Raw genomic sequence first — 23,205 nt, forward strand, 5'->3', positions numbered from 1 at the left:
AGCTGGAGGCTGAGTGCTGTGCGGTAGGCGGGGGATGCGTTAGATTAGACAGCATGGCTTTAACAGAACAAGAGTTGGCTGATATCCGTTCCAGAATCCCTGCGCGCCCCGAGACCGACATACCGATGCCTTATGAGGATCTGGTGCGCAGAATCCTCAATGAGGGGACGCTGAAGTCCGACCGTACCGGGACGGGAACGATTTCATTATTCGGTCAGCAGATGCGTTTTGATTTGCATGATTCCTTCCCCCTGCTGACCACCAAGACGGTGTTCTTCAAAGGTCTGGCCTATGAGCTGCTCTGGTTTTTGAAAGGCTCCAGCAACATACGTTGGTTGCAGGAGCACCAGGTGCATATCTGGGATGAGTGGGCCGATCCCGAAAGCGGCGATCTCGGACCCGTCTACGGCGTCCAGTGGAGGAGCTGGCCTGCGCCGACGGCGAACGATCCCGAGAGAACGATCGATCAGATCTCCAATGTATTGGATCTGGTGAAGCATCATCCCGATTCCCGCAGGATGGTCGTAAGCGCATGGAATCCGGCCGAAGTCGAGAACATGGCCCTCCCGCCGTGCCATGCGCTCTTCCAGTTCTACGTCGCCGACGGGAAGCTGAGCTGCCAGCTGTACCAGCGTTCCTGTGACATGTTCCTCGGGGTGCCCTTCAACATCGCCTCGTATTCGCTGCTGACCCTGATGATCGCCCAGCAGGCAGGACTCGAGCCGGGTGAATTCGTCTGGACCGGTGGCGATTGCCATGTGTACGACAACCACATCGATCAGGTCCTCGAACAGCTCTCACGCAAGCCCTATCCATATCCGAGCCTGCGGATCAGGAAGGCGGACTCCCTGTTCGATTACCGGTACGAGGATTTCAGCGTTGAGCACTATGAACATCACCCCACGATCAAGGCGCCTGTGGCGGTCTGAGGGCATCATTACAATACTTTTCGATACAGTTTGATAAGGAGCAATCTTTTAGATGGAGCATGACAGTAGCAGTCGTAGCGGCTATCACGAACCTAAGCCCGGTCGGACCGGGCATGATGATGACAATTCGGAGTGGGACAGATCGGGGACGTCTCGGCGAAAACCCTATTCCGTGAATCTGATATGGGCGCAGGCCCGCGATATGACCGGTCGTGAGGGTGCGATCGGCTACGAGGGCACGATGCCTTGGCATCTGTCCGAGGACCTGCGGCATTTCAAGGAACTCACGATTTCGCATCCGGTGATCATGGGGCGCAGAACATGGGAATCCCTTGAAGAGCGTTACCGCCCACTGACCAATCGGGACAACATAGTCGTGAGCCGGCAACCCCATTACCAGGCACCCGGAGCCACGGTGGTGAATGATTTCGAGGCGGCCCTGGACATCGCCCGGCAGGAGTCGATACCGGACGATGGGATGGATCGTTCGGAGATCTGGGTGATCGGAGGGGCCCAGCTCTTCGAGGCGATACTCAGCCAGGCCGACAAGGCTTTTGTCACGTTCATCGATGCGAAGGTCGATGCGGATACCTTCGCGCCGGATCTCGACGATCTTGTGGAGTCCGGTCTGTGGAGGGTCAGCGAGTCCGGGGACTGGCAGTCACCGCAACGGCAAAGCGACGCGGTGCGTCGTTTTCGCTTCGTCAACTATGAAAAAGCCCGCTGAGTGGGAACAAGCATCAGAAACGAGCCGTCCATGCAGCCCAAACAATATACGGTGATGACCGTATGCACCGGCAACATATGCAGATCGCCCATGGCGCAGATCGTGTTGGCCGACTTCTTCGCAAGGCAGGGGATCGGCACCGATCAGGTGCTTGTGGATTCCAGTGGCGTCAGCGACGAGGAGTACGGCAATCCCATCGATCGGCGTGCGCAGAAGGTGTTGCTCGAACGCGGATATAGTTTGCCCGAGCATCATTTCGCCCATAGGATCACTCATGAAGAGGCGGTCCAATCCGATCTGCTGCTGCCGATGACGCTCGCGCACAGGCGCTCTTTGCTGCATCTGCTGCCGGCCGATAAAAGGCCTGCGGTGCATATGTACCGCAGTTTCGATCCCGAGGTCGCCGCACGCGCATCCGGTGACGACAGTGTTCTTGATCTCGCCGACCCCTGGTATGGCGGTCCTGAGGAGTTCGAGACGGCAATAGACCAGATCGAGAGCGCCGCCCCGTACATCGTCGACTGGGTGACCAGGCAGCTCTGAGCCCAGGGATATGGATGGGCATAATGCGGATCCGCCGCGGCGCCGGCGATGGTGCGAACACGGGCATCGCAGCGGATGAAGGCGATTGCGTTAGATCGGGCGTGAAACGCTTCTGCTGTATTGATCCGGTCTTCGGTCGCGTAGCGGCGTATTGAAGTTGTTCCAGCACCGCTGGCGTCGTGCCGTGCCGGAATCGATATCCGCGTAGAGGATCTGTTCATGCTGATCCGAGGCCGGTCCGCTCAGCAGCCATCCGGTATGGTCCACAATGACGCTCTGACCGATGAACGGCTGCTCCCTCTCCACCCCGACGCGATCCGCGGCGATGACGAAGAGTCCGTTTTCATGGGCGTTCGACATGGCGAGGATGGTGGCCATGGCCTGTTCCCCTTCGCGCTGCCCGGGGATGGGGACCCAGTTCGTGGGCATGCAGATGATGTCCGCTCCTCCCAGCGCGCACTCCCGAAACGATTCGGGAAACCAGCCGTCATAGCATATCAGCATCGAAAGCTTGCCTATTTCGGTATTGACGACCGGAAAGCCCTTGTCTCCGGGCTCGAAGTAGAGAGCCTCCTCATTCCAGAGGTGATTCTTTCGATATACCCCGAGCAGCCCTGTGGGGCCGACCAGCGCGGCAGAATTGTATAGGGCATTGTCCTCGGAGCGTTCCGGGAAACCATAGACGACATACACGCCGAGTTGCGAGCATAGCTCTTGGATGATGCGGTATGTCTCGCCATTCGCGGGCTGGGCGTATGCATAGGCTTCCGACCGTGAGGAGAACATGTATCCGCTGGTGCACAGTTCAGGGAACACCACCAGCTTCGCCCCCTTCGCCGATGCCTCGCGTGTGAGCTTCTCCATGCGCTCGATATTCGAATCCACCGCTCCGAAGACCGGCTCGAATTGGACTGATGCGACTGTGGTAGACATGCAGGTCCCTTTCTTATCGCTGAGCTGCCGATGATGTGCTTGCGGATGTTGCATGGGCGGCTGTGAATCTGCGGCGCGTCGGCACGATGGCCTTTCTGCGCCACGGCGTCGAGGCTTTCTCCCATATCGAAACCAGGAAGAAGGCGATCAGACCCATCGCCGCGAACAGAATGATCGCCGCGAAGGTACCCTGCGTGTTCAGGCGAGAGGCCTGGGCCATCATGTATTGCCCAAGACCTCCCTGGCTCGAGGCCGTCTGTTCCGCAAGGACGGCTCCGGTCACGCTGAAGGTCGCGGACATCTTCAGTGCGGAGAAGAGCGGCACATAGGTGGCCGGAAGCTGCACCTGCTTGAAGGTCATGAACCAGCTGGCTCCCATCGCCTTGGTCAGATCAAGCATGTCCTTATCCACCGTATTCAGACCATCGAGCACATTCACCAGCACGGGGAAGAATACGACCAGCGCCACGATCACGAGTTTCGGCGCTATGCCGAAGCCCAGCCAGATGACCAGAGCGGCACCGATGGCGATGACGGGGATGGCCTGGCTGACGATCATTATCGGATAGAGCAGACGGTTCAGCAGCTTCGAATTCGCCATGCATATGGCCAGCAGGAATCCTGAGACCGATCCGATGATGAATCCAAAGAGGAAAACCTGCCCGGTCACCAGGAATCCCGACCAGAGTTCGGGCCAGTCCTCGATGATGGCCGCGAAGGTGGCCTCCGGTGTCGGCAGCACATACGCAGGGATGCTGAACACCTTGATAGCGGCCCACCACAACAGGAACAGGGCTCCTATTGAGATGACCGGATAGATGAATTTCGATTTCTCGGGTCTGTCTTCCCTGCTTGTTGTCTGGGACATGTCACTCATGGTCACTCCGATCCGGGTCCGTGTAGATGAGGTCGAGTATCTGGCGTTTGTATGCGATGAACGCTTCGGAGGTCAATATTCCACGTTCGCGTGGGCGTTCGATCTCAATGGGAATGATCTCTTCGATCCTGCCGGGGCGAGGTGACATCACGACAACCCGATCCGCCAGGAACACCGCCTCCTCAACGTCATGGGTGATGAAGAGGATGGTCCGTCGCTGCTCGCTCCAGACATCGAGCAGCCATTGCTGCATCGAGAATCGCGTCTGGCTGTCCAAGGCGCCGAAGGGCTCATCCAGCAGCAGCACATCCTTGTTGAACATCAGCGTGCGCAGGAAGGCGGCGCGCTGTCGCATGCCGCCGCTCATGGTGTGCGGGAAGTTGTTGAGGAATGTTCCCAGACCGTATCGTTCGGCCAACGTCGCCGCCCGCTCCTGCTCCTCCTTGCTCGCTTTCCGTGTCAGCGAGATACCCAGAAGGATGTTCTCGAATGTCGACTTCCAGGGGAGCAGCAGGTCCTTCTGCATCATGTACCCGACATGGCCAGGTGCGTTCGTCACATCCTTCTCGTCGATCAGCACATCGCCCTCGGTGGGGTTCAGGACTCCGGAGATGATGTTGAATAGGGTGCTTTTGCCGCAACCGGAGGGGCCGACGATCGTGATGAACTCGCCATCCGAAACGGTGAGGTTGGTGGGTGCCAGCGCATACGTTCCCGCGTACTGCTTGGACACGTTCTCGATGTTGAGTTTATGTGACATATCGATCACCTCAGTATTGTGCATGAATCGGGGCCGAACCACACGACGTCTTCGACCTTTCCGCCGTACAGATGGGTGCCTATGAAGGGTTCGAAAGCCCAGGCCCCGGTCATGACCGTGTTGTTCCAGCGGTTCAGGTATCCGTTGCTGTATGAATCGCCCCTGTCGAGGGAATGGCCGATGTTCTCAAGCCTGTCCAGGAGCCTGTATGGCGTGTTGTCCAGCAATGTTTCGAAGATCGCAAAGGCGTCACAGGCACGCATGCCGGGTTTCAGTGAGGACAGGACCTCATTGTGGATATCGGTCACGGTCTTCAGCAGTTCATGATGCCGCGGGTGCGCCCCGGTCACTATGCTCCGCGTGCAATCGCCCCACCAGCCATCCGCGGTGACGGGATGGACATCGACGTGCCCGATGTCCAGATCCCACAGTGGGCGATCGCTCGGTCTGTCGGTCGGGAAGCAGCTCAGCGAGCCGGGCCCGAAGCCCACGATGGTGGGGGTCCAGAAATCGACCGCACCCAATGAGCGTGCATACGCTTCGAGATGGTCAAATACCGCTTGCTCGCTTTCACCCGCGCAGGCTGTGGCGACTGTCTGTTCGGCGGCGGTGACGGCGATGTGCTGGGCCTCCACAAGCCCTGGGGGAGGTGTGTTGCTCAGGCTTGATGTATATTCTGTCGACATGATTTGGCGTCCTTAGCGTTGGGTCATCCAGGTCAGGATTGCATTCCACAATGCGGGGTAGTGTTTCCACCCCATGAATTCCGCTGATAGCCAGTGCGGGCCCATATCGCTGGTGAATGCGGCGGTGCGCCCTTGTCCGTATCGGCCCACGACGAGCAGAGGATCTCCGGTCTCCTCGACGGAGAGGATCAGATCGCTGTCATCTTTGGGTCTGACGGATTGGTATCCGAGGATGCAGGGCCACTCATCGTCGATGCCGGTGAAGAACTCGTTATTCTCCACCTTCGGATGAAGTCCCTCGGGGGATTCGACCCGGTCGTCACCTGTTTGCATCGTGACGGGCAGCAGCTGCTCGATCGGGCTGTTGTGGTAATTCGCTTTGCCTTCGATGCCTTGGAAGCTGAGATAACCGCCTACCATCATCAGATTGCCTCCGGATATGACCCACTGTTCAAGCAGTTTGAGCCGATTCGGGAAACGTTGCTGCCCAACGAAAACCGCGGGTGGCAGCAGCAGGGTGTTTGCGCCGATGTCGCTGAGGACCACGGCGTCGTACCCGCTGAGCTGCTCGAGTGTGGTGGGGAACTCCGTCGGCGCGAGATGGTTGGGCATGAAGTCCAACTCATCGCCGTGGGATCTCACCGCTTTGATGAATTCGGTGCCGCCCTCTTCATACACCGATGTGGTGAAGGTGTCGAAACCTTTGACATGGGTGGAGAATGTGGTCCAGGATTCCCCGACAAGCAGTACTTTCATGGATGCATCACTCCTTGACGAGATCGTTGCTGAAGTATTCGGATACCGCTTTGCTCTGATCGCTGACCTTGTACTGCTTGGCTGCGGTGACCAGCTCCTTCCAGACGGCACTCTCCTGAGCGAGGTCGGAGACGGTCACTTCAGTGGAGCTCGGGCCGAACAGGGTCGAGACATCCTTCCACTGTTGTGTGGCGAAGGCTTTGGTCTCCGCTTTCGGGTAGTTCTTCAGGAAGATGCTTACGGCCTCGTCGGGATGCGAACGGGCGTAGTTGAGTCCTTTGACGGTCGCCTGCATGAATTTCTCGCCCAGGGCCTTGTTGTTCTTGAGCCATGTCGTATTCGCCGCGATATTGAGGACCGGTGCGTTCGGCACGCCGAAGTCCTTGCTGTAGGTGAATTCGTAGTCGGAGACACCAAGGGAACTCAGTTCCGAACCTTCGGCCATCTGCGTGCCGGTGATGGCGTCCACTTTTTTCTCCATCAGCAGCGGAACATCATCATCGGTGGCTGTGACGAGTTTGACGTCGTCCAGTGAGAGACCTGCGTGTTTGAACATGATCTCAAGCTGCGCCTTGCTCCATGCGTCACCATAGGTGCCGATCGTCTTGCCGACGAGTTCCTTGGGATCCGTGGGATTGCCCTTCAACGCGAAGATGCCGCCGTTGTTCAGATTCCCGTATCTCGCGATGCTGGTCACCGGGGCGTCCTGCCCTACGGCGGAAACCACGTCAATGGTGCCGGAAAAGGCGATGTCGGAACGTCCCGTTCCCAGATATTGCATGGTCGCCGCGGTATTCGGGGGCACCTGAATATCAAGATCGATACCGGCCGCCTTGTAATATCCCTTTTCCTTCGCGACGACCCAAGGGATCCACTGCGCATCCCCGGTAGGCCATTCCTGAACCATCTTGATCGTGGTGAGCCCTGACTCGGAGGAGGAGCCTGTGCTGCCACCTCCGCACGCGGTAAGACTCACGATTGCCGTCACGGATAATACAGCTCCGAGGATTCTTTTGGTGGGAAGCATCATGTTCTCCATTTCTGTAATCGTTTTCTCAAATCGAAAAGATATAAGTCAATGGTTTCGTTGCTATTTCAACTTTGTTACGAGGAAAAAATCAGAAAATTCTGTCATGTTAATGTATTTGGGTAAATGTTTTCAGGATTTTCGCCTCATGTTGCCGGTCAGGGGAGGCGTGCGATCCCTGGAATGCCGAAAGCCCCGAACTTGTTAGAATGCGTTTCATTATGGAAAAAGTTGATGTTGCGGACAAAGTTTCTATTGCCGATGTGGCTCAACTCGCACAAGTCTCGGTGGCGACCGTTTCACGCGTGCTCTCCGGCAAACGGAGTAAGCACGATCTCGTCGAAAGCAGGGTGCTGCAGGCATCGAAAGAGTTGAACTATTCCAGGAATCCCTTTGCCAGCGCCTTGCGGTCGCAGAACTCGCTTACCGTGGGTTTGGTCATTCCCACGATGGAGAACCCCTTCTTCGCCTCTCTTGCCGAGAACATCGAGCATCAGGTCAGCCGTGAGGGATACAACCTGTTCATATGCTCATCCAACAATGATCCGCAGATCGAAAAGTCGAAAATCGAGACTTTGATCAGCCAGCATGTGATGGGTATCGCCATCGTGCCCTGTGACAAGACCAGAAGCCGTTCCTCCCTGCTGAAGGCCGCTTCGGAGATACCCGTCGTGCAGATCGATCAGAGGATGGATGCGGTGAATCTCAGCTGGGTGGGGGTCGATGACGATTACGCCATGCAGCTGATAGTCGATCGCCTGGTCGAGCAGGGGCATGAAAGCGTGGCCTTCTTCGGATCGGAACTGACCGATTCATCCGCGGACGACCGTTTCGGGATGTTCCAGAAACATGTGGCGAAAGCGGGTGTGCGCACGAAAGAGGAATGGACCATGCTGGGGACCCACTCCCTGGAGTGGGGATCCCGTGCCGCGAAGAGGCTTCTCGATGCGGGTGATCTGCCGCAGGCCGTGGTCTGCACCAGTGATCTGATCGCACTCGGAGCGATGAACGCCTTTCACAACGCCGGGCTGTCGATCCCCGATCAGATCGCGGTCTCCGGTTTCGATGACACCCCGTTCGCGGAACTCGCGACACCAAAGTTGACCACGATCAGGCAGCCCACGTTGGAAATGGCGATGGAGGCATGGCACATCCTATCCGGTGCGGCGAAGGCATCCGCGGTACCCGTGCGCATGTCGCTCGCACCCTCATTGGTGCGGCGTGAATCCTTGTGATGCGATGAAGAAGAGGAAAGGGGACGGCATGGCGGTACCGGAGGATGACGCGGCTGATCTGCTGCGACGGATGCTGTCCTTCCGCAGCGTAAGCGGCGCCGACGGCCATCGGGAGCAGCGACGCTTTCTCGATTTTCTGCTTGATTGGCTGGGCACACTGCCGGGGTATTCATTGCTTCACTATCAGGGATGCGAATCGGGGCAGCACCCCTTCGCGCATGTGCGCATCGATGGGCAGCCGTCTCCGGCGGGCCGCGTCCTCTTCGCATGTCATCTCGATGTGGTTCCTATCGGGATGGAGGACATGTGGGCGCACGATCCCTGGGGGACGGACGGCGAGAAGGACGGTCGGTATTTCGGCAGAGGATCCTGCGATATGAAGGGTCCTATCGTCTCCTTGTGCCTGGCCCTACGCAGCCTTGCCTCTCACGGGATAGGGGCGGAGATTCTGTTCACCTCCGATGAGGAGAGCGGTTCCGCCGGTGCCGAATCCCAGATCGATTACCTCAGGGGCATCGAAAGACCGGCGGGAATCATCGTTTGCGAGCCGACCGAGGGGAGAATCAGACTCGGCCATCGCGGAGCCTATTGGATCGAGGTGACGGCGACGGGCAAGGCGGCCCATGGCAGCACCCCGGAACTCGGTGTTTCCGCCATCTACCGCCTGATGGACTGCATCGCACTCTGCCGGGAAGGTCAGGGGCCGAAGCTCAGATCCGATCCTTTTCTTGGTAAGGAGAGCTGGAATCTCGGAGTGGTGAGGGCCGGTGGAGAGTCTCCGAATCTGGTGCCCGACCGTGCCACAGGGATTATCGATTACAGGATCGTTTCGGATGATGTTGACGATATCACCGACTGGTGGGAGGGGCAGGAGGGGATTTCCCAGGTTACGCGGCATCTGCTGCTCTCTCCGGTGAGCACAGACCGATCCGATCCGTGGCTGGGGAAGCTCTCGGGCCCCGTCGATTCCGAGCCATGCTTCTGCTACACGGATGCATCGATTATCACGAAGGCTCTTCCGGGAATTCCGATCGTGATCTGGGGTCCCGGCGAGTCCTCTGAAATGCATACCATCGATGAATCCATAGAGATTCCTGCGATCTGCCATATGGCTGAGCGCTATGCGCAATCCCTGGTGGATGCATGTGCACCCGAAGGGTGTCGAGAGACCCCTGAATCCGCGGATATCCAATGAAACGGTGACTGCCATATCCCGGCGCTTCCTGTGCTGTTCCTGTAGAATGGAGGCAAGGCAGCCAAAGGGGGTGGACACGATGAGGTGCGATCCGTTCTATGTAGCTTATGGCATGCGTTCCAAGTTCTACCACGATGATGACGAGTGCCCTTTCGGTAAACGCATCAAGCCCTGTGACAGGGTTCCCGGCCAGGGGTCGCGCTTCCATTGCTGGGTCTGTGAAAGCCTGCACGCCGACGAAGGGCCTGATGGTGCGAGAATGGATCCTCCGGTGCTGTGAGACCTGTTTTCGTGGTGTTCCGTCTGTCGGTCACATTCTGTTCGAGCTGTGCACTTCCCGGGCTTTCGTCCAGCCGTCTCCATGAGGGTGGCATCTCAGGACCCTACGGGCTTGAAGCGTCGTCTGGTGATGAAGTAGTTGGTGAGAACGGCCAGCAGCGCGGCGGCGATGCCGAAGGCCGCGAGGTGAAGACCGTCGCCCGTGTTGGACTGCTGGAGAATCAGGGAGAGCCCGGCTCCCATGTTCATCGCGCCTATGGTGAACAACACGCTTGAGAGGATGAGACCAGGCATGCGCGCCTTGCGTTCCTTGATCCGTGCCTTTCTGATCGCTCTGCGTTGCTGGCGCAGATGTCCCTTCCACATCGCGTTCACGGTGCGTTGGTCATCCACCGTCATGGCCAGGTCGTCCATCTTGTTCCCCTTGCATTCCCCGGAATCTGTGCCTGTTGGGATTCGGCTTCCTCGGTATGCCCGAATATACGGAAGGACTATTTGACGAATGTTGAAGAAGTATTTGGGAAGTATTAATGCGCTGGCTGGCCCGTCGAGGGGATATGAGTCCGGCAGTGATATGAAGAACCCCTCACGCGACTGTTGCCGGTCGGCGAGGGGTTCTTTCCAGTGGCTCCGAGCGGCATCGATCCGCTGACCTAGCGATTTTCAGTCGCTCGCTCTACCAACTGAGCTACAGAGCCATTGAATAGTCGAAAAAACCCGGCGAACCGGGTTTCCTATTACTACTCAAGCGACCCCGGCCGGACTTGAACCGGTGACCTCCGCCGTGACAGGGCGGCGCTCTAACCAACTGAGCTACGGGGCCGTGGCCGCAAAAAGCAGCCAAGTGGATATCTTACAAGAAACTGCGCGACATGCAAACTCAAGCCGCTTTTGCGCGGTTCGGCGTGTCGCATGCCGGTGGGAAAGGGCTATTTTTCAGTGATATGTCCGCCAAATTGGCCGCGAAGCGCGGAGACGACCTTCAGTGCGTCGTCGCTGCCACCACGGGAGGTCTGGCGTGCGAACAGTGCCGCTGTGGTTGCCGGGACGGGTACGCCCAGTTCCAGCGCCACCTCGACCATCCAACGCGCTTCACCGGATTCGTTAGCCACGGGGGGCATCGAATCCAGATCAGGATCCTGCTCGAGAGCGATGGTCAGCAGATCCAGCAGCCACGACTGCACGACGCTGCCAGCGCGCCAGGAGGCGATGACCTCCGAGGGATTGCCGATCAGCTCACTGTGCTTCAGTGTGGCGTAGCCCTCACCAAGTGCCTGCATCATGCCGTATTCGATGCCATTGTGCACCATCTTGGAGAAATGACCTGCCCCGACGGGTCCCGCGAGCACCAGTCCCGCTTCACCTGCCGGTTTCAGCGCCTCGAATATCGGCAGGGCGCGATCGAAATCCTCCTGCTCGCCGCCGGCCATCAGTGCATAGCCGTTTTTGGGGCCCCAGACACCTCCTGAAACCCCGACCTCCAGGAAATGCACGCCACGTGCTCCGAGCTCTTCGGCATGTGCCTTGTCATCGATGAATCGGGTGTTGCCCCCATCGATCACCAGATCCCCGGGAGCCAGCAGGGAGGCGAGTGCCGTGATTGTGGAATCGGTCGGCGCTCCTGCCGGGAGCATGACCCAGATGACGCGTGGTGCGGCCAATGCGGATACCAGATCCTCCAGTGAGGCCACATCCCGTCCCGAATCAGGGGCGCGGTCGAATCCCACGATGCTGTGTCCGGCTTCGCGGATGCGTGAAGCCATATTGCCGCCCATGCGGCCTAGTCCAATCATGCCGAGTTGCATTGTTTCCTCTTTCCCATCGGTGTTGTTCAGTGTGGTGGAGTGTTGCGGACGCTTAGACGACGAGCGAAAGCAGCAGCGTGAATATGAGTCCGACGACGGAGAGCACGGTTTCCATCAGTGTCCAGGTTTTGAAGGTCTGGCCTACGCTCATGCCGAAATATTCCTTGACCAGCCAGAAACCAGCGTCGTTGAGGTGCGAGAAGATCACCGATCCGGCGCCGATGGCAAGGACGAGCAGGCAGAGGTGTGTCGGGCTGAGTCCTGTTGCCAGTGGGACCATGATGCCCGAGGCGGTTACCGTGGCAACGGTTGCCGAGCCGGTGGCAACGCGGATGAGCACGGCGACAAGCCATCCGGCGATCAGTGGGTTCAGTGAGGAGCTGGTGATCCCCTGGGCGATGACATCACCTATGCCCGAATCAACCAGTGTCTGTTTGAAGCCACCGCCGGCGCCGACGATGAGCAGGATGCCGGAAACGGAGCCTATGGATGTTCCGACGATCGAGTTCAGCTTGTCGCGTCCCGCTCCGTGCATGGTTCCGAGCACGATCATGGCGACGAGTGTGGTGATCAGCAGCGCCTCCAGGGGCTGACCGATGAAGACGAAGAATCTGCCGATGGTATTGCCGGTCTGCCCGGTCAGGTCGATGATGCTGCCCGCAAGCATCAATACCACGGGAAGCAGAATGACGCTGAGCGCCGCACCGAATGAAGGTTTGCTGCTCTGCGATTCCGCGGTTTCGGCCACCTTTGTATTGTCCGGGGCCATGATGGGGACCCAGCGGACCATGACTTTGGCCAGCAGCGGGCCCGAGATGATGACCGTCGGGATGGCGACGAGCAGACCGAGACCGAGTGTGAGTCCGAGGTTGGCGTTCAGGGCGCTGATGGCCGCCAGCGGTCCGGGATGCGGTGGCAGGAATGCATGCAGGGTGGAAAGACCAGCCAAGGCCGGAATGCCGAGCAGGATCACGGGTTTGTTCGCTCTGTGGGCGGCGAAGATCACCACGGGGATGAGGATGACCACGCCGACCTCGAAGAACAGTGGGATGCCCACCGCGAATGCGATCAGCGCCATGGCCCAGGGGAGCAGGTGCGAGGGTGTTCTGCTCAGGATCGTGTCGACGATCACATCGGCACCTCCTGAGACGGTGAGCAGCGTGCCGATGATGCCTCCCAATGCGATCAGGATGCCCACGCTGGATACTGTGGACCCCAATCCATCGGTGAAGCTGGTGAAGGATTTGTCATAGCTGATTCCCGCGCTTACGGCCATGACGAATGAACCGATCATCAGCGCGAGGAAAGGATGCAGTTTGACCACTGAGATCAACAGTACGATGACGATGATGCCGACTATCGCGGCAATAATGAGGTTCATGGAATCACTCCTTTGTGTTCAATGAGATGCGGTGTTGTATGGATGGGTGGGCGTGCGACAACTCACGCCTCTTCCTTGGCGGCGTGCTCCTTGACGGCTTCGATGGCGCGCTCGACCATGTCCTCCTGGCTTCCTGCCACGGATACCTCAATGCCGGGTTCGTCCTCCTGCAAGGGTTCGAGGATCGCGAATTGACTGGGGAGCAGGGACGGCGGCATGAAGTGGCCTTTGCGCTGTGAAAGCCGATCCTGGATGAGTTCCTGGGAGCCGACGAGATGCACGAAGAACACGGGCACGTCCTTGCGCAGGATGTCACGGTATGAGCGTTTCAGGGCGGAGCTTGAAACCACAGTGGATTCGCCCAGGCTCTGCCGTCCGAGCATCCACCGGTTGATCACTTCCAGCCAGGGGCGACGGTCCTCGTCGGTGAGGGGGATGCCTTGGGACATCTTGCGAATATTGGCTTCCGGGTGGAAATCGTCGCCTTCCGCCATGGTGAATCCGAGTCTGTCGCGTATCGCCTCGGCGACCGTCGACTTGCCGCAACCCGCCACGCCCATCACCACGACATGCACCGGATGATTGTTTAGCTGTGTCTGACTAACCATCGTTGACCTTACCTGCCTTCTGCTTCATTGCAGTACCTGTGATGCCGGAGATGTGGGCGACTGCGCCGGGAATCCGTCATCGATTACAAGCAATAAGTGTAGTCGAATAAGTAGTACCAATCAAATTAAAAAGAGTACTTAATGATCTACATCACATGTTTTACCCTCATTGGTAGTCTCTAAGCTATGACGAAGTATGGGGAAGAGAAATCCGAGGGATCGGTGCTGATGCATATGCCGGTGGCGGAGGAGCTTGCCATCGACATCCTTGAAGGGCGTTGGGAGACAGGCAAGGCCATCACCCTGGAAGACATGCAGCGACGCTTCTCGATTTCCAGGACCGTGGCTAGAGAGGTGGCCCGGCAGCTCGAATCCGTGGGCGCCGTGCAGGTCAAGAAGCGCCTCGGGATCGTCGCCCAGCCCGTCGATCTGTGGGCCGCGCTGAATCCGGAGGTCGTCAACTGGAAACTCCATTCGAATCAACGACGCGATCAGTTGATATCGCTGACGGAGCTGCGCCTGGCCGTCGAACCGGCAGCTGCGGCCGGAGCGGCGACCAACGCACCGGTGGATGTCCGTACCAAAATCGGCGTTCTGGCCGTGCAGATGCGAAATATGGGGGAGTCCGGGCACCTGGAGGAATTCCATCAACTGGATATTGAATTCCACTCCCTACTGCTCAAATACAGCGGGAATGAACTCTTCGCAGCCCTTGCGGACATCGTCTCCACGATCCTCCGTGGCAGGGTCGAGATCGGCATGTACCCCCAAAAGCCCGAACCCGAAGCCTTGGACGCTCATCAGGAGGTGGCCGACGGCATTGTCAAGGGTGATGCCGCGATGGCCAGGGAAGGTATGAGACGCATCGTCGACGAGGTCGATGAGGCGGTCTCCAGCAGTATCTAGCGCCGCTTCCTTGTTCTGAGTCCGCCGTCTGGGACAATGTCGTCCCTTTCGTATCCCCGCTCCAGCTCGGTACGGGGCAGGCTTTGGCATGCAGCCCTTCAAACCCTGGGTGCGGGTAATCACGCTTGGAACGGGTCCTATGCCTCGGGCCGTGGTGGCTTCTTGGATTCCTGAAGGCAACGGCGGCGGCCATTGTCGCAATTGTCGGTGTGTCGAATTTTTTGCATAACGTCGTTAATGAATTAGCATAGTTAACAAGAAGTGATAATTTATACATACAGACTTGTTTTCAGAGTTGAAGACCGTGGCTCGGGCGGAGAAGACCGATCCTCAAGGCTTTCGCTCACTGCACTGCAATCCGGTTCAACGATGTGCGGGAAAGGAGAGGGAGATGTCCTCAAATGTTGCGACACGAGACAATATCTTGGAGATGAAGGGAATCACCAAAGAATTCACTGGTGTCCGGGCGCTCGATAAAGTCACCTTGGAGGTGAAAAGAGGAGAGGTCCACGCCATCTGCGGTGAGAACGGAGCGGGAAAATCAACGCTGATGAAGGTGCTGTCCGGGGTGTATCCCTATGGCACTTACACGGGAGACGTCGTATTCTCCGGCCAGGTGGCGAAATTCGCTACCATCAAGGAGTCAGAGCGATCGGGAATCGTCATCATCCATCAGGAGTTGGCCCTGATCCCCGAGCTCTCGATAGCGGAGAACATCTTCCTTGGCAACGAGCTGATGTCCGCAGGGCTCATCGACTGGCAGAACACGCAGATGCGTACCCGCGATCTGCTGGCGCGTGTGGGGCTGGAAGCGGACCCTTCCACCCCGATCAAGAATCTCGGTGTCGGTCAGCAGCAACTCGTCGAGATAGCCAAGGCATTATCCAAGAACGTGAGCCTGCTGATCCTGGATGAACCCACATCGGCATTGAACGAGGAGGATTCCGCGAATCTGCTGGATTTGATGCGGTCGCTGCGCAGCAAGGGAATCACCTGCATCATGATTTCCCATAAGCTCAATGAGATCGCTGAGATTTCCGACTCGATCACCGTGATCCGTGATGGGAAAACCGTCGACCGTATATCGGTTGATGACGGGCATGTGGATGAAGACACCATCATTCGCGCGATGGTGGGGCGGTCGCTCGACAACCGTTATCCGGAGCATCAGCCATCGATCGGTGATGTCATCTTCAAAGTCGAGGACTGGACGGTCGAAGATCCCAATGTCCCGGGGCGCCTGTTGTGCGACCATATCGACTTCAATATCAGAGCCGGGGAGATTGTCGGCTTTGCAGGGCTTATGGGTGCCGGTCGCACGGAGATGGCCCGTTCGCTCTTCGGCAGGAACTATGGCATATACAGGGGCGGATCCATCACGATCAGAGGCAGGAAAACGGTTTTCCGCTCGGTGAGCGAAGCGATCAGGAACGGTCTGGCATATGTGCCGGAAGATCGCAAACTCCTCGGCCTCAATCTTCTGGACAGTATCGAGGAGACCACGGTCTCCGCGAATATGCGTGAGATCCTGACCCATCGTCTGATTGATTTTTCGAAGCAGCGCAGTGTGGCAGAGAAATTCCGTGACAGCTTGCGAATCAAGGCGCAAGCAGTCGATGTGGGAGTCTCCACGCTGTCCGGAGGCAACCAGCAGAAGGTGGTGCTTTCAAAATGGATGTTCCCCAATCCCGATGTATTGATTCTTGATGAACCGACCAGAGGCATTGATGTCGGTGCGAAATACGAAATATACAAACTCGTCCATCAATTGGCTGACGAAGGCAAGGCCGTGATCTTCATATCCTCCGAGCTCCCCGAAATCCTCGGCATGACCGACAGGATCTACACCATCTGCGAGGGGCGCATCTCCGGTGAAATGAATACGCAGGATGCGGACCAGGAATCCCTGATGCGTCTGATGACCACCACCTTGGTCGCCTGACACCTATTGCATATTCAGGGTCGTCGTAGTGATTCCCCATTCCCAGTTGTTAATAGAGAGAGGTTTATTCGCATGAAATATCTGAAGCAGGTACTCGGCAACGATCTGCGTCAAATACCCATGGTGCTTGCGCTGCTCGTGCTCCTGATCGGGTTCCACATCATATCCGGAGGCAGAATGCTGACCTCCTCCAATATGCAGAACCTGATTTCGGGCAATGCCTACGTGCTGATTCTCGCCATCGGTATGCTGATGGTCATCGTCATAGGGCAGATCGATTTGTCTGTGGGCTCGGTCGCAGGTTTCGTCGCCATGGTGGTGGCGATGTCGGCGCGGGATCTGCATCTTCCCTGGTACCTGGCAGTGTTGCTGGGCTTCGCTCTGGGTCTTGCCATCGGTGCCTGGCAGGGGTTCTGGCTCTCCAAAATGGGTATACCCGGCTTCATCTCAACACTTGCGGGAATGATGATCTTCCGTGGTGCGGTCATCTGGCTCTCGGGTTCGATTTCGGTTCCCGCTCCCAAGGAGTTGCAGTTCTTTGGTGCCGGATATCTTCCTGAATGGGGTCCGGCATGGACGAATATGAATAATTCCACGCTTCTGCTGGGATTGGTGGCGATAGGGCTCCTGGTCTGGTCGCAGCTCAGCGCATACCAGAAGGCGAAGCGTGGTGCTGTAGGAGCGAATCCCGCACTGTGGCCAACGCTGGTGAGGACCATCGGTGGCGGTGTGGTTATCGCCTATGTCACATGGCTCTTCGGATCCGGCCGCCCGGGAACCTCTTTCCCGATTCCGGGATTGGTTCTCGTCGCGCTGATCGTCATCTACCACATCGTCACTGAGCGCACGCGTTTCGGCCGTCACCTGTATGCGGTCGGGGGCAACAAGCAGGCAGCCGCGCTCTCCGGCGTTAACGTATCGAGAACCTACTTCGCGGCGATGGCCAATATGTCCTTCCTGGCCGCTCTGGCAGGCGTGATGTTCCTGGGAAGAGCCACCGCCGCGGGTCCGGGTGACGGAACGAACTGGGAGCTTGATGCGATCTCCGCCGTATTCATCGGAGGGGCGGCGGTTTCGGGAGGCGTCGGCACGATTATGGCGACCATGGTCGGCGGTGTGCTGATTGCGGTGTTGAATTCCGGGCTCATGCTCATGGGCGTGGGGGCCGACAAGACCCAGGTCATCAAAGGTTTGGTATTGCTGCTGGCAGTGGCGATTGATGCGCTGAACAAACAACAAGGACGGCCATCGATCATCGGGAAAATCATGGAGTCCTTCCAGAAGAAGGACAAGTGACCGCAGCGGACCATCGCACGCTTCAATGCTGAAGCGATTCATGCGAAGTGCGAAGCAAAAGTAATGGAAATAGAAAGGAAGACAGATGAAGGTCAGGAAAGTAGTTACAGCGATCGCGGCAATACTGGCAGTAGGCACTCTGGCGGCTTGTGGCGGCGGCAGCCGTTCCGATGACGCCAAGGTATCGGGAGGGAAAGGTTTCGCAGCCGATGCGACCATCGGCGTTTCGTTGCCGTGGCTTGGCACCCAGAATTGGAAAGAAGCCGAGACCATGTTCAACGATCAGTTGACGGCGTCAGGTTTCAAGCCGCTGATTCAGGCGGCCGATCAGAAGGTCCCCCAGCAGCAACAACAGATTGAGGCGATGATCGAGCAGGGTGCGAAGGTGATCGTCGTCGGTCCGATCGATGGCACGCAGCTTGGGTCGGTGCTCAGCAAGGCGAAGGAGGCAGGCGTCTCAATAATCGGGTATGACCGTCTGATCGAGAATACGGATGCCGTTGATGCCGTTGTCCAGTTCGGCTCAGTCAGGACAGGCGAGCTGCAGGCAGAGTCCTTGCTGGAAGGTCTCAAGGCGAAGAAAGGCGATGGTCCGTACAACATCGAACTCTTCGGCGGCGGTCCCGCGGACCCCAATGCTCCGAACTTCTTCAAGGGTGCCATGTCGGTGTTGCAGCCGAAAATCGATGACGGCACACTCACCGTCGTATCCGGCCAAGTCGAATTCACCCAGGTCGCCACACCGGACTGGGATAACAGCAAGGCCCAGCAGCGTATGGATTCTCTGCTTTCCGGAAACTATTCCGATAAGAAGATCGATGGTGTCCTTTCCCCGAATGACGGCATAGCGCGTGCGATCATAACCGCGTGCAAGCAGGCGGGTCAGGATATCCCAGTGGTTACCGGATTGGATGCCGAGAACGAATCGGTGACTTGGGTATGGGAAGGCAAGCAATGGTCGACTGTCGCGAAGCCGACCGACGCCCTGGTCGCCAAAAGCGTTGAACTCATTCAGGCCCTGCAGCAGGGCAAGGAGCTTCCCGCGGCTGATTACAAGGCCGACAACGGTTCCATCGAGGTGCCTCTCTATGAGCTCTCGCCTGTGGTGGTGACCAGGGACAACGCGAAGCAGGTCTTCGCGGATGATCCCGATCGTATGGCACTGCTCAAATAACAGTCAACAGTGGTCAGTGGTGACTATAGACGCCCCGAGCATTATCGGTGCAGTTGTGGATTCCCCCGACCAACAGAGATGAAACAGGCGAGAGCCGGAATGCATGGTATGCGAATATATTCCGGCTCTCGCCGACGCACGGATCGTCAACGGTGATGATGGCCTTGCAGCAATCCTCCTCATGCTTACTCGCTATTCAATGATGAACAACTTCAGTGGTATTGGAAGGAGCAATAGAATGAAACGATTCATGACATCTGCGATTGCGGGTGTTGCGGTTTTGTGCATCGGAGCCGGATTCGTGGGTACTGCTACGGCGCAGACGGCCACGGATTTCACTGATCGACCGGGTGGTGCTTCACTGATCGCAAACAACAACGAGATATCCGTTCCTCAACAACCCGGCGATCATTTCATTACATGGGATGACAGTCCGTCAAACGCCAAGGCCTTCGTTTATGAGGCTGATGTGGCGCTCCGCGATGTTGGCAGCCGTAGCGCCGCTCTGCTGTTCGGCGTTCAGGAGGCCGGTGATCCAGGCAACAGCACTTGGTATGCCGCAAACTTTGACAAGGATGCCGAGTCCAATAAATCGCGCGTATTCCGGGTATCACCCGGGCAGGGTCTTCAGGAATGGGTGGTGCCGGGCGGCGACTGGTCCGCTTTGGATTTCGATGACGCAGTGCATCTGCGATTGCAGGTCAGCGAGAACGGCAGATTCAACTACGCCATCACCAACATAGGTGCTGAATTGGATGGTGGATATCAGCTTTCAGGCGATCTCACCGCAAACGGCAGTGTCTGGGATGGTGGCACGTTGGGTCTGCTGACTTGGGATTCCGGTGCCGTCTTCAGCAATATCGAATATCGAGAGCTGTCCGGTTCCGGCACACACGCGCCTGAAGGCTTCGACAATACCGGACTGGGCCCTTTCAACTACAGCAGCGGATACTGGGAATATACCAATGACGGTATCCGTGGTATCTCCAATCTCGAAGGCACAGGCCTTCATGATTCCTTCCTCTACTCGGATGCGAATACCTTCAGTGATGGCGTGTACAGCTCGACGGTGACCTTTAACCAGCCTCGCGGTGCGGCAACAATGGTGTTCCGGGCCGCAGGGGGAGTGACCCCGTCCTGTACGACCGGTAATTGCTCGTATGCCGCCAACGTCAATTACGACAGCGGCAAGGCCAGGCTGTTCAAGTTCGAGAATGGCAACGCCATTGACCTGCAGACCGACCTGGATGTTGGCAGGAAGGCGAGCTACACCATCGAAGTGCATGCCATCGGCAAACATGTCGTGGTGTATATCGACGGTGCATTGGCGTTCAATACGGCTGACTACCTGCTTCGTGGTGTGGGGCATGCGGAGGATGCCGGAGTGGGGATGACGATTTTCGGGCAGAATGATGCGTATCTTGACGGCAGGATAGGATTACTGACCTTCAATGGTGATGTCAGTTACTCCGATCTGACGTATCAAGCCATCACCGAGCAGAATTCGCCGCGGTTGAGCGCTTTGAATGTGAGCGCCAGGGGGTCCGGTACTGCCGAAGCACCTACTCCTTTTGACCCCGATCAATATGTGTATATTCAATACGTCAGCGCCGATACCGGCAATATCGATATAGCTGCACCCGTGAAGAATGCGGGCACCGGCGTGACGGTCAGGAATGCGGAAGGCCAGACCGTCGGGCTCACTGATCTCCCCGTCGCCGTTGGGAGGAATGTCTTCACCATCGAGACCGAAGGCGACGGTGCCAAGCTCGTGTATCGATTGATGGTGCATCGCTATGATCCGGCGGTATCGTATTACGACGAGACATACCGCAGTCAATACCATTACTCCGTCAAAGAAGGATGGGCGAACGATCCCAATGGAATGGTGTACTTCAATGGCGAGTATCACCTCTTCTACCAGTTCTATAACGATACTGTCTGGGGCCCGATGCACTGGGCCCATGCTGTCAGCTCGGATCTGATCCATTGGGAGGACAAGCCCATTACCTTCTACCCGGATGAGTATGGAGCGATGTTCTCCGGCAGCGCGGTCGTGGATGCAGGCAATGCTTCCGGGCTCTGCGGTGAAGGTTACGCCCAGGATTGTCTGGTGGCCATCATCACCGCTGACGGCAACGGGCAGCGTGTCATGGTGGCGTCCAGTAAAGACGGTGACAACTGGAACAAGCATGAAGGTATCGTCAAGGATTGGTCTGAAGACGGTCTGAACAACCAGGATTTCCGTGATCCCAAGGTCTTCCGTTATCAGGGCACTTGGTTCATGGTGATTGCCGGTGGTCCCTTGCGTATCTATTCTTCGCAGAATCTTGTCGATTGGCAGCCCGAAACGCTGTACGGCGACTTGCACACCGAATGCCCGGATCTGTTCATGCTGCCATTCGATGACGGCGAGACCACAGTGTACAAGTGGGTGCTCAGCCGTGGTGGCCGCACCTACAAAATCGGTGATTTCAAGCAGGTCGCAGGCAAGTGGGCTTTCGTCCCGGATTACGCCTATGCCGGCAACGATGCAGATGGGGTGATGAATCTGGCCCGTGACGCTTATGCGGCACAGACCTATTACCAAGGTGAATTCCTTGCCGGCGAAGCCAATCCAGAGGTCATCGCCATCCAATGGATGAACACGTGGGAGGATTACTGCAATAAGGTCGCTCCGGCTTTGATGAACGCAGGTCAGCATTTCAATGGCAGTTTCGATCTGCAGCTCAAGATGGGTCTGACCAAGGATTCCAGCGGTAAGTATCTGCTCACCAGCACGCCAATCGATGCCTATCGGACTCTTCGTATGGGAACCCATGCCAAGTCCGGCAGTTATACGCTTTCCCCTGGTGGGGCGAACCCAATGGCAGGTTTTACCGGTAATCAGTACGAAATGACCGTGAAGCTGAGCCCGCAGGCAGGGGCCACTGAAGCCGGTGTTGTCGTGTTGATGAAGGATGACTTCAGCAAAGGCACGTCGATCACATACAACTGGTCGACAAAAACGCTGGCAGTGAATCGCGAGAACGCGCATGCCGTGTATGTTTCCGACAGTTTCAAGGATTATGCGCAACAGGTATCCGTGAAAGCCGCGGAGGACGGAAGCGTCACGTTGCATATCTTCGTGGATCGATCATCGGTGGAGGTCTTCGCCGACGATTACACGATGGCCGCTTCCGTCCAGGTATTGCCGGAAGAGTCATGGCAAGGTCTGAACCTGTGGGCGGCAAACGGCGATATCGGGGCTGATGTGGAAATCTATCCTTTACAGGGTATCTGGGCGAGCAATCAACTTCCAGAGGCGACCGTGTCCTCCATTGCGGTCACCGCTCAGCCGACGAAAACCATCTATCGGAGCAGCGATACCGAGATTGATACGGCAGGACTTGAAGTCACTGCGCAGTTGTCGAACGGTACCCGTCGTGTGTTGGAAGTCTCGGAGTATGGTTTCGACTTCGATTTCAGCACGCCTGGAACACGTCATGTGACTGTGGTCCTGAACGCCGAGGAAAGCATCACGACGACATTCCAGATCACCGTCGAAGCGTCGGAGCCGGAAGCAAGCGATTCGCCCGTGAAATCCATAGTGATAACCACGCTTCCGACGAAGCGTAGCTATGCCATAGGAACGCTCGCTTTCGATCCAACCGGGCTGACGGTAACCGCGACCTTGGAAGACGACACCACACGTCTCTTGCAAGCCTCGGAGTATCAGATAATCGGATTCAACGCCGCCACGGCTGGTGCAAAACCTTTGACGATATCGGTCATGGGATCGAAGAAGGCCGTGACGGCTGTTTTCAGCGTGATCGTTGCCGCGGTCGGACTGCCTGACGCTCCGGTGGATAAAACGCAGCTGAACACGATGATTGCCCTGGCGAAGCTGGCGAAACAGGCAAAGTTCACTGCAGCGACCTGGGATCCGATGAATGCCATGCTTGCAGTCGCGAACAGCGTCAAGGCGAATGGCCTGGCGACGCAGGATGCGGTTGATCTCGCCTACTGCGATCTGATGGATGCCTATAACGCCCTGGTTATCCGCCTGTAGGATTCCGCACCCCGGTCGACCGAGACGCCGTCCATTACACGGTGGATGTGCCCGGAAAGGATTATGGCTCTTCTGTGATATCCCATGCTGGTGCC

At 57.4% G+C, this 23,205-nt stretch carries 20 protein-coding genes and 2 tRNA genes; 10 read left to right on the forward strand and 12 right to left on the reverse strand.

Annotated features, from left to right (window positions below):
* Positions 1-53 precede the first annotated feature (53 nt).
* Genes BPSY_RS05555 through BPSY_RS05565 form a run of 3 tightly spaced genes read left to right on the forward strand, consistent with a single transcriptional unit; the run spans position 54 to position 2,199 of the window.
* Positions 54-929 carry a thymidylate synthase gene (locus BPSY_RS05555; protein ID WP_033494841.1) on the forward strand — a complete coding sequence of 292 codons (876 nt, stop codon included), beginning with the start codon at positions 54-56 and terminating at the stop codon, positions 927-929.
* A gap of 52 nt (positions 930-981) precedes the next feature.
* A complete protein-coding gene (locus BPSY_RS05560) occupies positions 982-1,656 on the forward strand; it encodes a dihydrofolate reductase (protein ID WP_033494843.1) in 675 nt (224 codons plus the stop codon).
* A gap of 30 nt (positions 1,657-1,686) precedes the next feature.
* Positions 1,687-2,199, forward strand: a complete 513-nt coding sequence (locus BPSY_RS05565) for a low molecular weight protein-tyrosine-phosphatase (RefSeq protein WP_033494846.1) — start codon at positions 1,687-1,689, stop codon at positions 2,197-2,199.
* 90 nt (positions 2,200-2,289) lie between these two features.
* Here the strand turns inward: BPSY_RS05565 and BPSY_RS05570 are convergent, their stop codons facing one another.
* Genes BPSY_RS05570 through BPSY_RS05595 form a run of 6 tightly spaced genes read right to left on the reverse strand, consistent with a single transcriptional unit; the run spans position 2,290 to position 7,241 of the window.
* Positions 2,290-3,132, reverse strand: a complete 843-nt coding sequence (locus BPSY_RS05570) for a nitrilase family protein (RefSeq protein WP_033494848.1) — start codon at positions 3,130-3,132, stop codon at positions 2,290-2,292.
* 13 nt (positions 3,133-3,145) lie between these two features.
* The gene (locus BPSY_RS05575) at positions 3,146-4,009 is read right to left on the reverse strand and encodes an ABC transporter permease (protein ID WP_051921742.1); all 864 of its coding nucleotides are present in this window, start codon (positions 4,007-4,009) and stop codon (positions 3,146-3,148) included.
* Positions 4,002-4,769 carry an ABC transporter ATP-binding protein gene (locus BPSY_RS05580; RefSeq protein ID WP_033495077.1) on the reverse strand — a complete coding sequence of 256 codons (768 nt, stop codon included), beginning with the start codon at positions 4,767-4,769 and terminating at the stop codon, positions 4,002-4,004. Before BPSY_RS05580 ends, BPSY_RS05575 begins: the two co-directional genes overlap by 8 nt.
* Positions 4,770-4,774: 5 nt before the next feature.
* Positions 4,775-5,455, reverse strand: coding sequence for a M24 family metallopeptidase (locus tag BPSY_RS05585; RefSeq protein ID WP_033494850.1), 681 nt, complete (start codon positions 5,453-5,455; stop codon positions 4,775-4,777).
* Positions 5,456-5,467: 12 nt separating this feature from the next.
* Positions 5,468-6,211, reverse strand: coding sequence for a glutamine amidotransferase (locus BPSY_RS05590; protein ID WP_033494852.1), 744 nt, complete (start codon positions 6,209-6,211; stop codon positions 5,468-5,470).
* Between the two features lie 7 nt (positions 6,212-6,218).
* Entirely contained in the window at positions 6,219-7,241 is a 1,023-nt protein-coding gene (locus BPSY_RS05595; RefSeq protein WP_202961778.1) for an ABC transporter substrate-binding protein, read from the reverse strand.
* Positions 7,242-7,459: 218 nt separating this feature from the next.
* Between BPSY_RS05595 and BPSY_RS05600 the strand changes: the two genes are divergently transcribed.
* A complete protein-coding gene (locus tag BPSY_RS05600; RefSeq protein ID WP_033495081.1) occupies positions 7,460-8,473 on the forward strand; it encodes a LacI family DNA-binding transcriptional regulator in 1,014 nt (337 codons plus the stop codon).
* A 4-nt stretch (positions 8,474-8,477) separates the two neighbouring features.
* Positions 8,478-9,668 (forward strand): M20 family metallopeptidase, encoded by a 1,191-nt coding sequence (locus tag BPSY_RS05605; RefSeq protein WP_052118872.1) that lies wholly within the window; start codon positions 8,478-8,480, stop codon positions 9,666-9,668.
* A 375-nt stretch (positions 9,669-10,043) separates the two neighbouring features.
* On the opposite strand, the gene BPSY_RS05610 is transcribed toward BPSY_RS05605, so the two are convergent.
* The 6 genes from BPSY_RS05610 to BPSY_RS05635 form a co-directional block, all read right to left on the reverse strand.
* Positions 10,044-10,361: a hypothetical protein gene (locus tag BPSY_RS05610; RefSeq protein ID WP_033494853.1), complete on the reverse strand. Its 318-nt coding sequence runs from the start codon at positions 10,359-10,361 to the stop codon at positions 10,044-10,046.
* A 211-nt stretch (positions 10,362-10,572) separates the two neighbouring features.
* A tRNA-Phe gene (locus BPSY_RS05615) sits at positions 10,573-10,645 on the reverse strand.
* Between the two features lie 51 nt (positions 10,646-10,696).
* Positions 10,697-10,770 (reverse strand) — tRNA-Asp (locus tag BPSY_RS05620).
* 106 nt (positions 10,771-10,876) lie between these two features.
* Complete coding sequence (gene gnd / locus BPSY_RS05625) at positions 10,877-11,752, reverse strand: phosphogluconate dehydrogenase (NAD(+)-dependent, decarboxylating) (RefSeq protein ID WP_033494855.1); 876 nt, start codon at positions 11,750-11,752, stop codon at positions 10,877-10,879.
* 52 nt (positions 11,753-11,804) lie between these two features.
* Positions 11,805-13,133: a GntP family permease gene (locus BPSY_RS05630; RefSeq protein ID WP_033494857.1), complete on the reverse strand. Its 1,329-nt coding sequence runs from the start codon at positions 13,131-13,133 to the stop codon at positions 11,805-11,807.
* Between the two features lie 62 nt (positions 13,134-13,195).
* The gene (locus tag BPSY_RS05635; RefSeq protein WP_033494860.1) at positions 13,196-13,741 is read right to left on the reverse strand and encodes a gluconokinase; all 546 of its coding nucleotides are present in this window, start codon (positions 13,739-13,741) and stop codon (positions 13,196-13,198) included.
* Between the two features lie 186 nt (positions 13,742-13,927).
* Here BPSY_RS05635 and BPSY_RS05640 point away from each other — a divergent pair, with 186 nt between their 5' ends.
* The 5 genes from BPSY_RS05640 (at position 13,928) to BPSY_RS11010 (ending at position 23,110) form a co-directional block, all read left to right on the forward strand.
* A complete protein-coding gene (locus tag BPSY_RS05640) occupies positions 13,928-14,647 on the forward strand; it encodes a FadR/GntR family transcriptional regulator (RefSeq protein ID WP_033494862.1) in 720 nt (239 codons plus the stop codon).
* A gap of 391 nt (positions 14,648-15,038) precedes the next feature.
* A complete protein-coding gene (locus tag BPSY_RS05645) occupies positions 15,039-16,589 on the forward strand; it encodes an ATP-binding cassette domain-containing protein (protein WP_033494864.1) in 1,551 nt (516 codons plus the stop codon).
* 72 nt (positions 16,590-16,661) lie between these two features.
* Positions 16,662-17,885 carry a sugar ABC transporter permease gene (locus BPSY_RS05650; RefSeq protein ID WP_033494866.1) on the forward strand — a complete coding sequence of 408 codons (1,224 nt, stop codon included), beginning with the start codon at positions 16,662-16,664 and terminating at the stop codon, positions 17,883-17,885.
* A gap of 85 nt (positions 17,886-17,970) precedes the next feature.
* Positions 17,971-19,059, forward strand: coding sequence for a substrate-binding domain-containing protein (locus tag BPSY_RS05655; protein ID WP_033494867.1), 1,089 nt, complete (start codon positions 17,971-17,973; stop codon positions 19,057-19,059).
* Positions 19,060-19,297: 238 nt separating this feature from the next.
* Entirely contained in the window at positions 19,298-23,110 is a 3,813-nt protein-coding gene (locus BPSY_RS11010; protein ID WP_162178440.1) for a GH32 C-terminal domain-containing protein, read from the forward strand.
* The last annotated feature ends 95 nt before the right edge of the window (positions 23,111-23,205 follow it).

It is taken from the genome of Bifidobacterium psychraerophilum, from assembly GCF_000741705.1.
GTDB lineage: Bacteria > Actinomycetota > Actinomycetes > Actinomycetales > Bifidobacteriaceae > Bombiscardovia > Bombiscardovia psychraerophila.

Bases quoted from the DNA above. Each gene is read 5' to 3' on its own strand.
- BPSY_RS05555 (WP_033494841.1), top strand. From the start codon at position 54: ATGGCTTTAACAGAACAAGAGTTGGCTGATATCCGTTCCAGAATCCCT.
- BPSY_RS05560 (WP_033494843.1), top strand. From the start codon at position 982: ATGGAGCATGACAGTAGCAGTCGTAGCGGCTATCACGAACCTAAGCCC.
- BPSY_RS05565 (WP_033494846.1), top strand. From the start codon at position 1,687: ATGCAGCCCAAACAATATACGGTGATGACCGTATGCACCGGCAACATA.
- BPSY_RS05570 (WP_033494848.1), bottom strand. From the start codon at position 3,132: ATGTCTACCACAGTCGCATCAGTCCAATTCGAGCCGGTCTTCGGAGCG.
- BPSY_RS05575 (WP_051921742.1), bottom strand. From the start codon at position 4,009: ATGAGTGACATGTCCCAGACAACAAGCAGGGAAGACAGACCCGAGAAA.
- BPSY_RS05580 (WP_033495077.1), bottom strand. From the start codon at position 4,769: ATGTCACATAAACTCAACATCGAGAACGTGTCCAAGCAGTACGCGGGA.
- BPSY_RS05585 (WP_033494850.1), bottom strand. From the start codon at position 5,455: ATGTCGACAGAATATACATCAAGCCTGAGCAACACACCTCCCCCAGGG.
- BPSY_RS05590 (WP_033494852.1), bottom strand. From the start codon at position 6,211: ATGAAAGTACTGCTTGTCGGGGAATCCTGGACCACATTCTCCACCCAT.
- BPSY_RS05595 (WP_202961778.1), bottom strand. From the start codon at position 7,241: ATGATGCTTCCCACCAAAAGAATCCTCGGAGCTGTATTATCCGTGACG.
- BPSY_RS05600 (WP_033495081.1), top strand. From the start codon at position 7,460: ATGGAAAAAGTTGATGTTGCGGACAAAGTTTCTATTGCCGATGTGGCT.
- BPSY_RS05605 (WP_052118872.1), top strand. From the start codon at position 8,478: ATGAAGAAGAGGAAAGGGGACGGCATGGCGGTACCGGAGGATGACGCG.
- BPSY_RS05610 (WP_033494853.1), bottom strand. From the start codon at position 10,361: ATGGACGACCTGGCCATGACGGTGGATGACCAACGCACCGTGAACGCG.
- gnd (WP_033494855.1), bottom strand. From the start codon at position 11,752: ATGCAACTCGGCATGATTGGACTAGGCCGCATGGGCGGCAATATGGCT.
- BPSY_RS05630 (WP_033494857.1), bottom strand. From the start codon at position 13,133: ATGAACCTCATTATTGCCGCGATAGTCGGCATCATCGTCATCGTACTG.
- BPSY_RS05635 (WP_033494860.1), bottom strand. From the start codon at position 13,741: ATGGTTAGTCAGACACAGCTAAACAATCATCCGGTGCATGTCGTGGTG.
- BPSY_RS05640 (WP_033494862.1), top strand. From the start codon at position 13,928: ATGACGAAGTATGGGGAAGAGAAATCCGAGGGATCGGTGCTGATGCAT.
- BPSY_RS05645 (WP_033494864.1), top strand. From the start codon at position 15,039: ATGTCCTCAAATGTTGCGACACGAGACAATATCTTGGAGATGAAGGGA.
- BPSY_RS05650 (WP_033494866.1), top strand. From the start codon at position 16,662: ATGAAATATCTGAAGCAGGTACTCGGCAACGATCTGCGTCAAATACCC.
- BPSY_RS05655 (WP_033494867.1), top strand. From the start codon at position 17,971: ATGAAGGTCAGGAAAGTAGTTACAGCGATCGCGGCAATACTGGCAGTA.
- BPSY_RS11010 (WP_162178440.1), top strand. From the start codon at position 19,298: ATGAAACGATTCATGACATCTGCGATTGCGGGTGTTGCGGTTTTGTGC.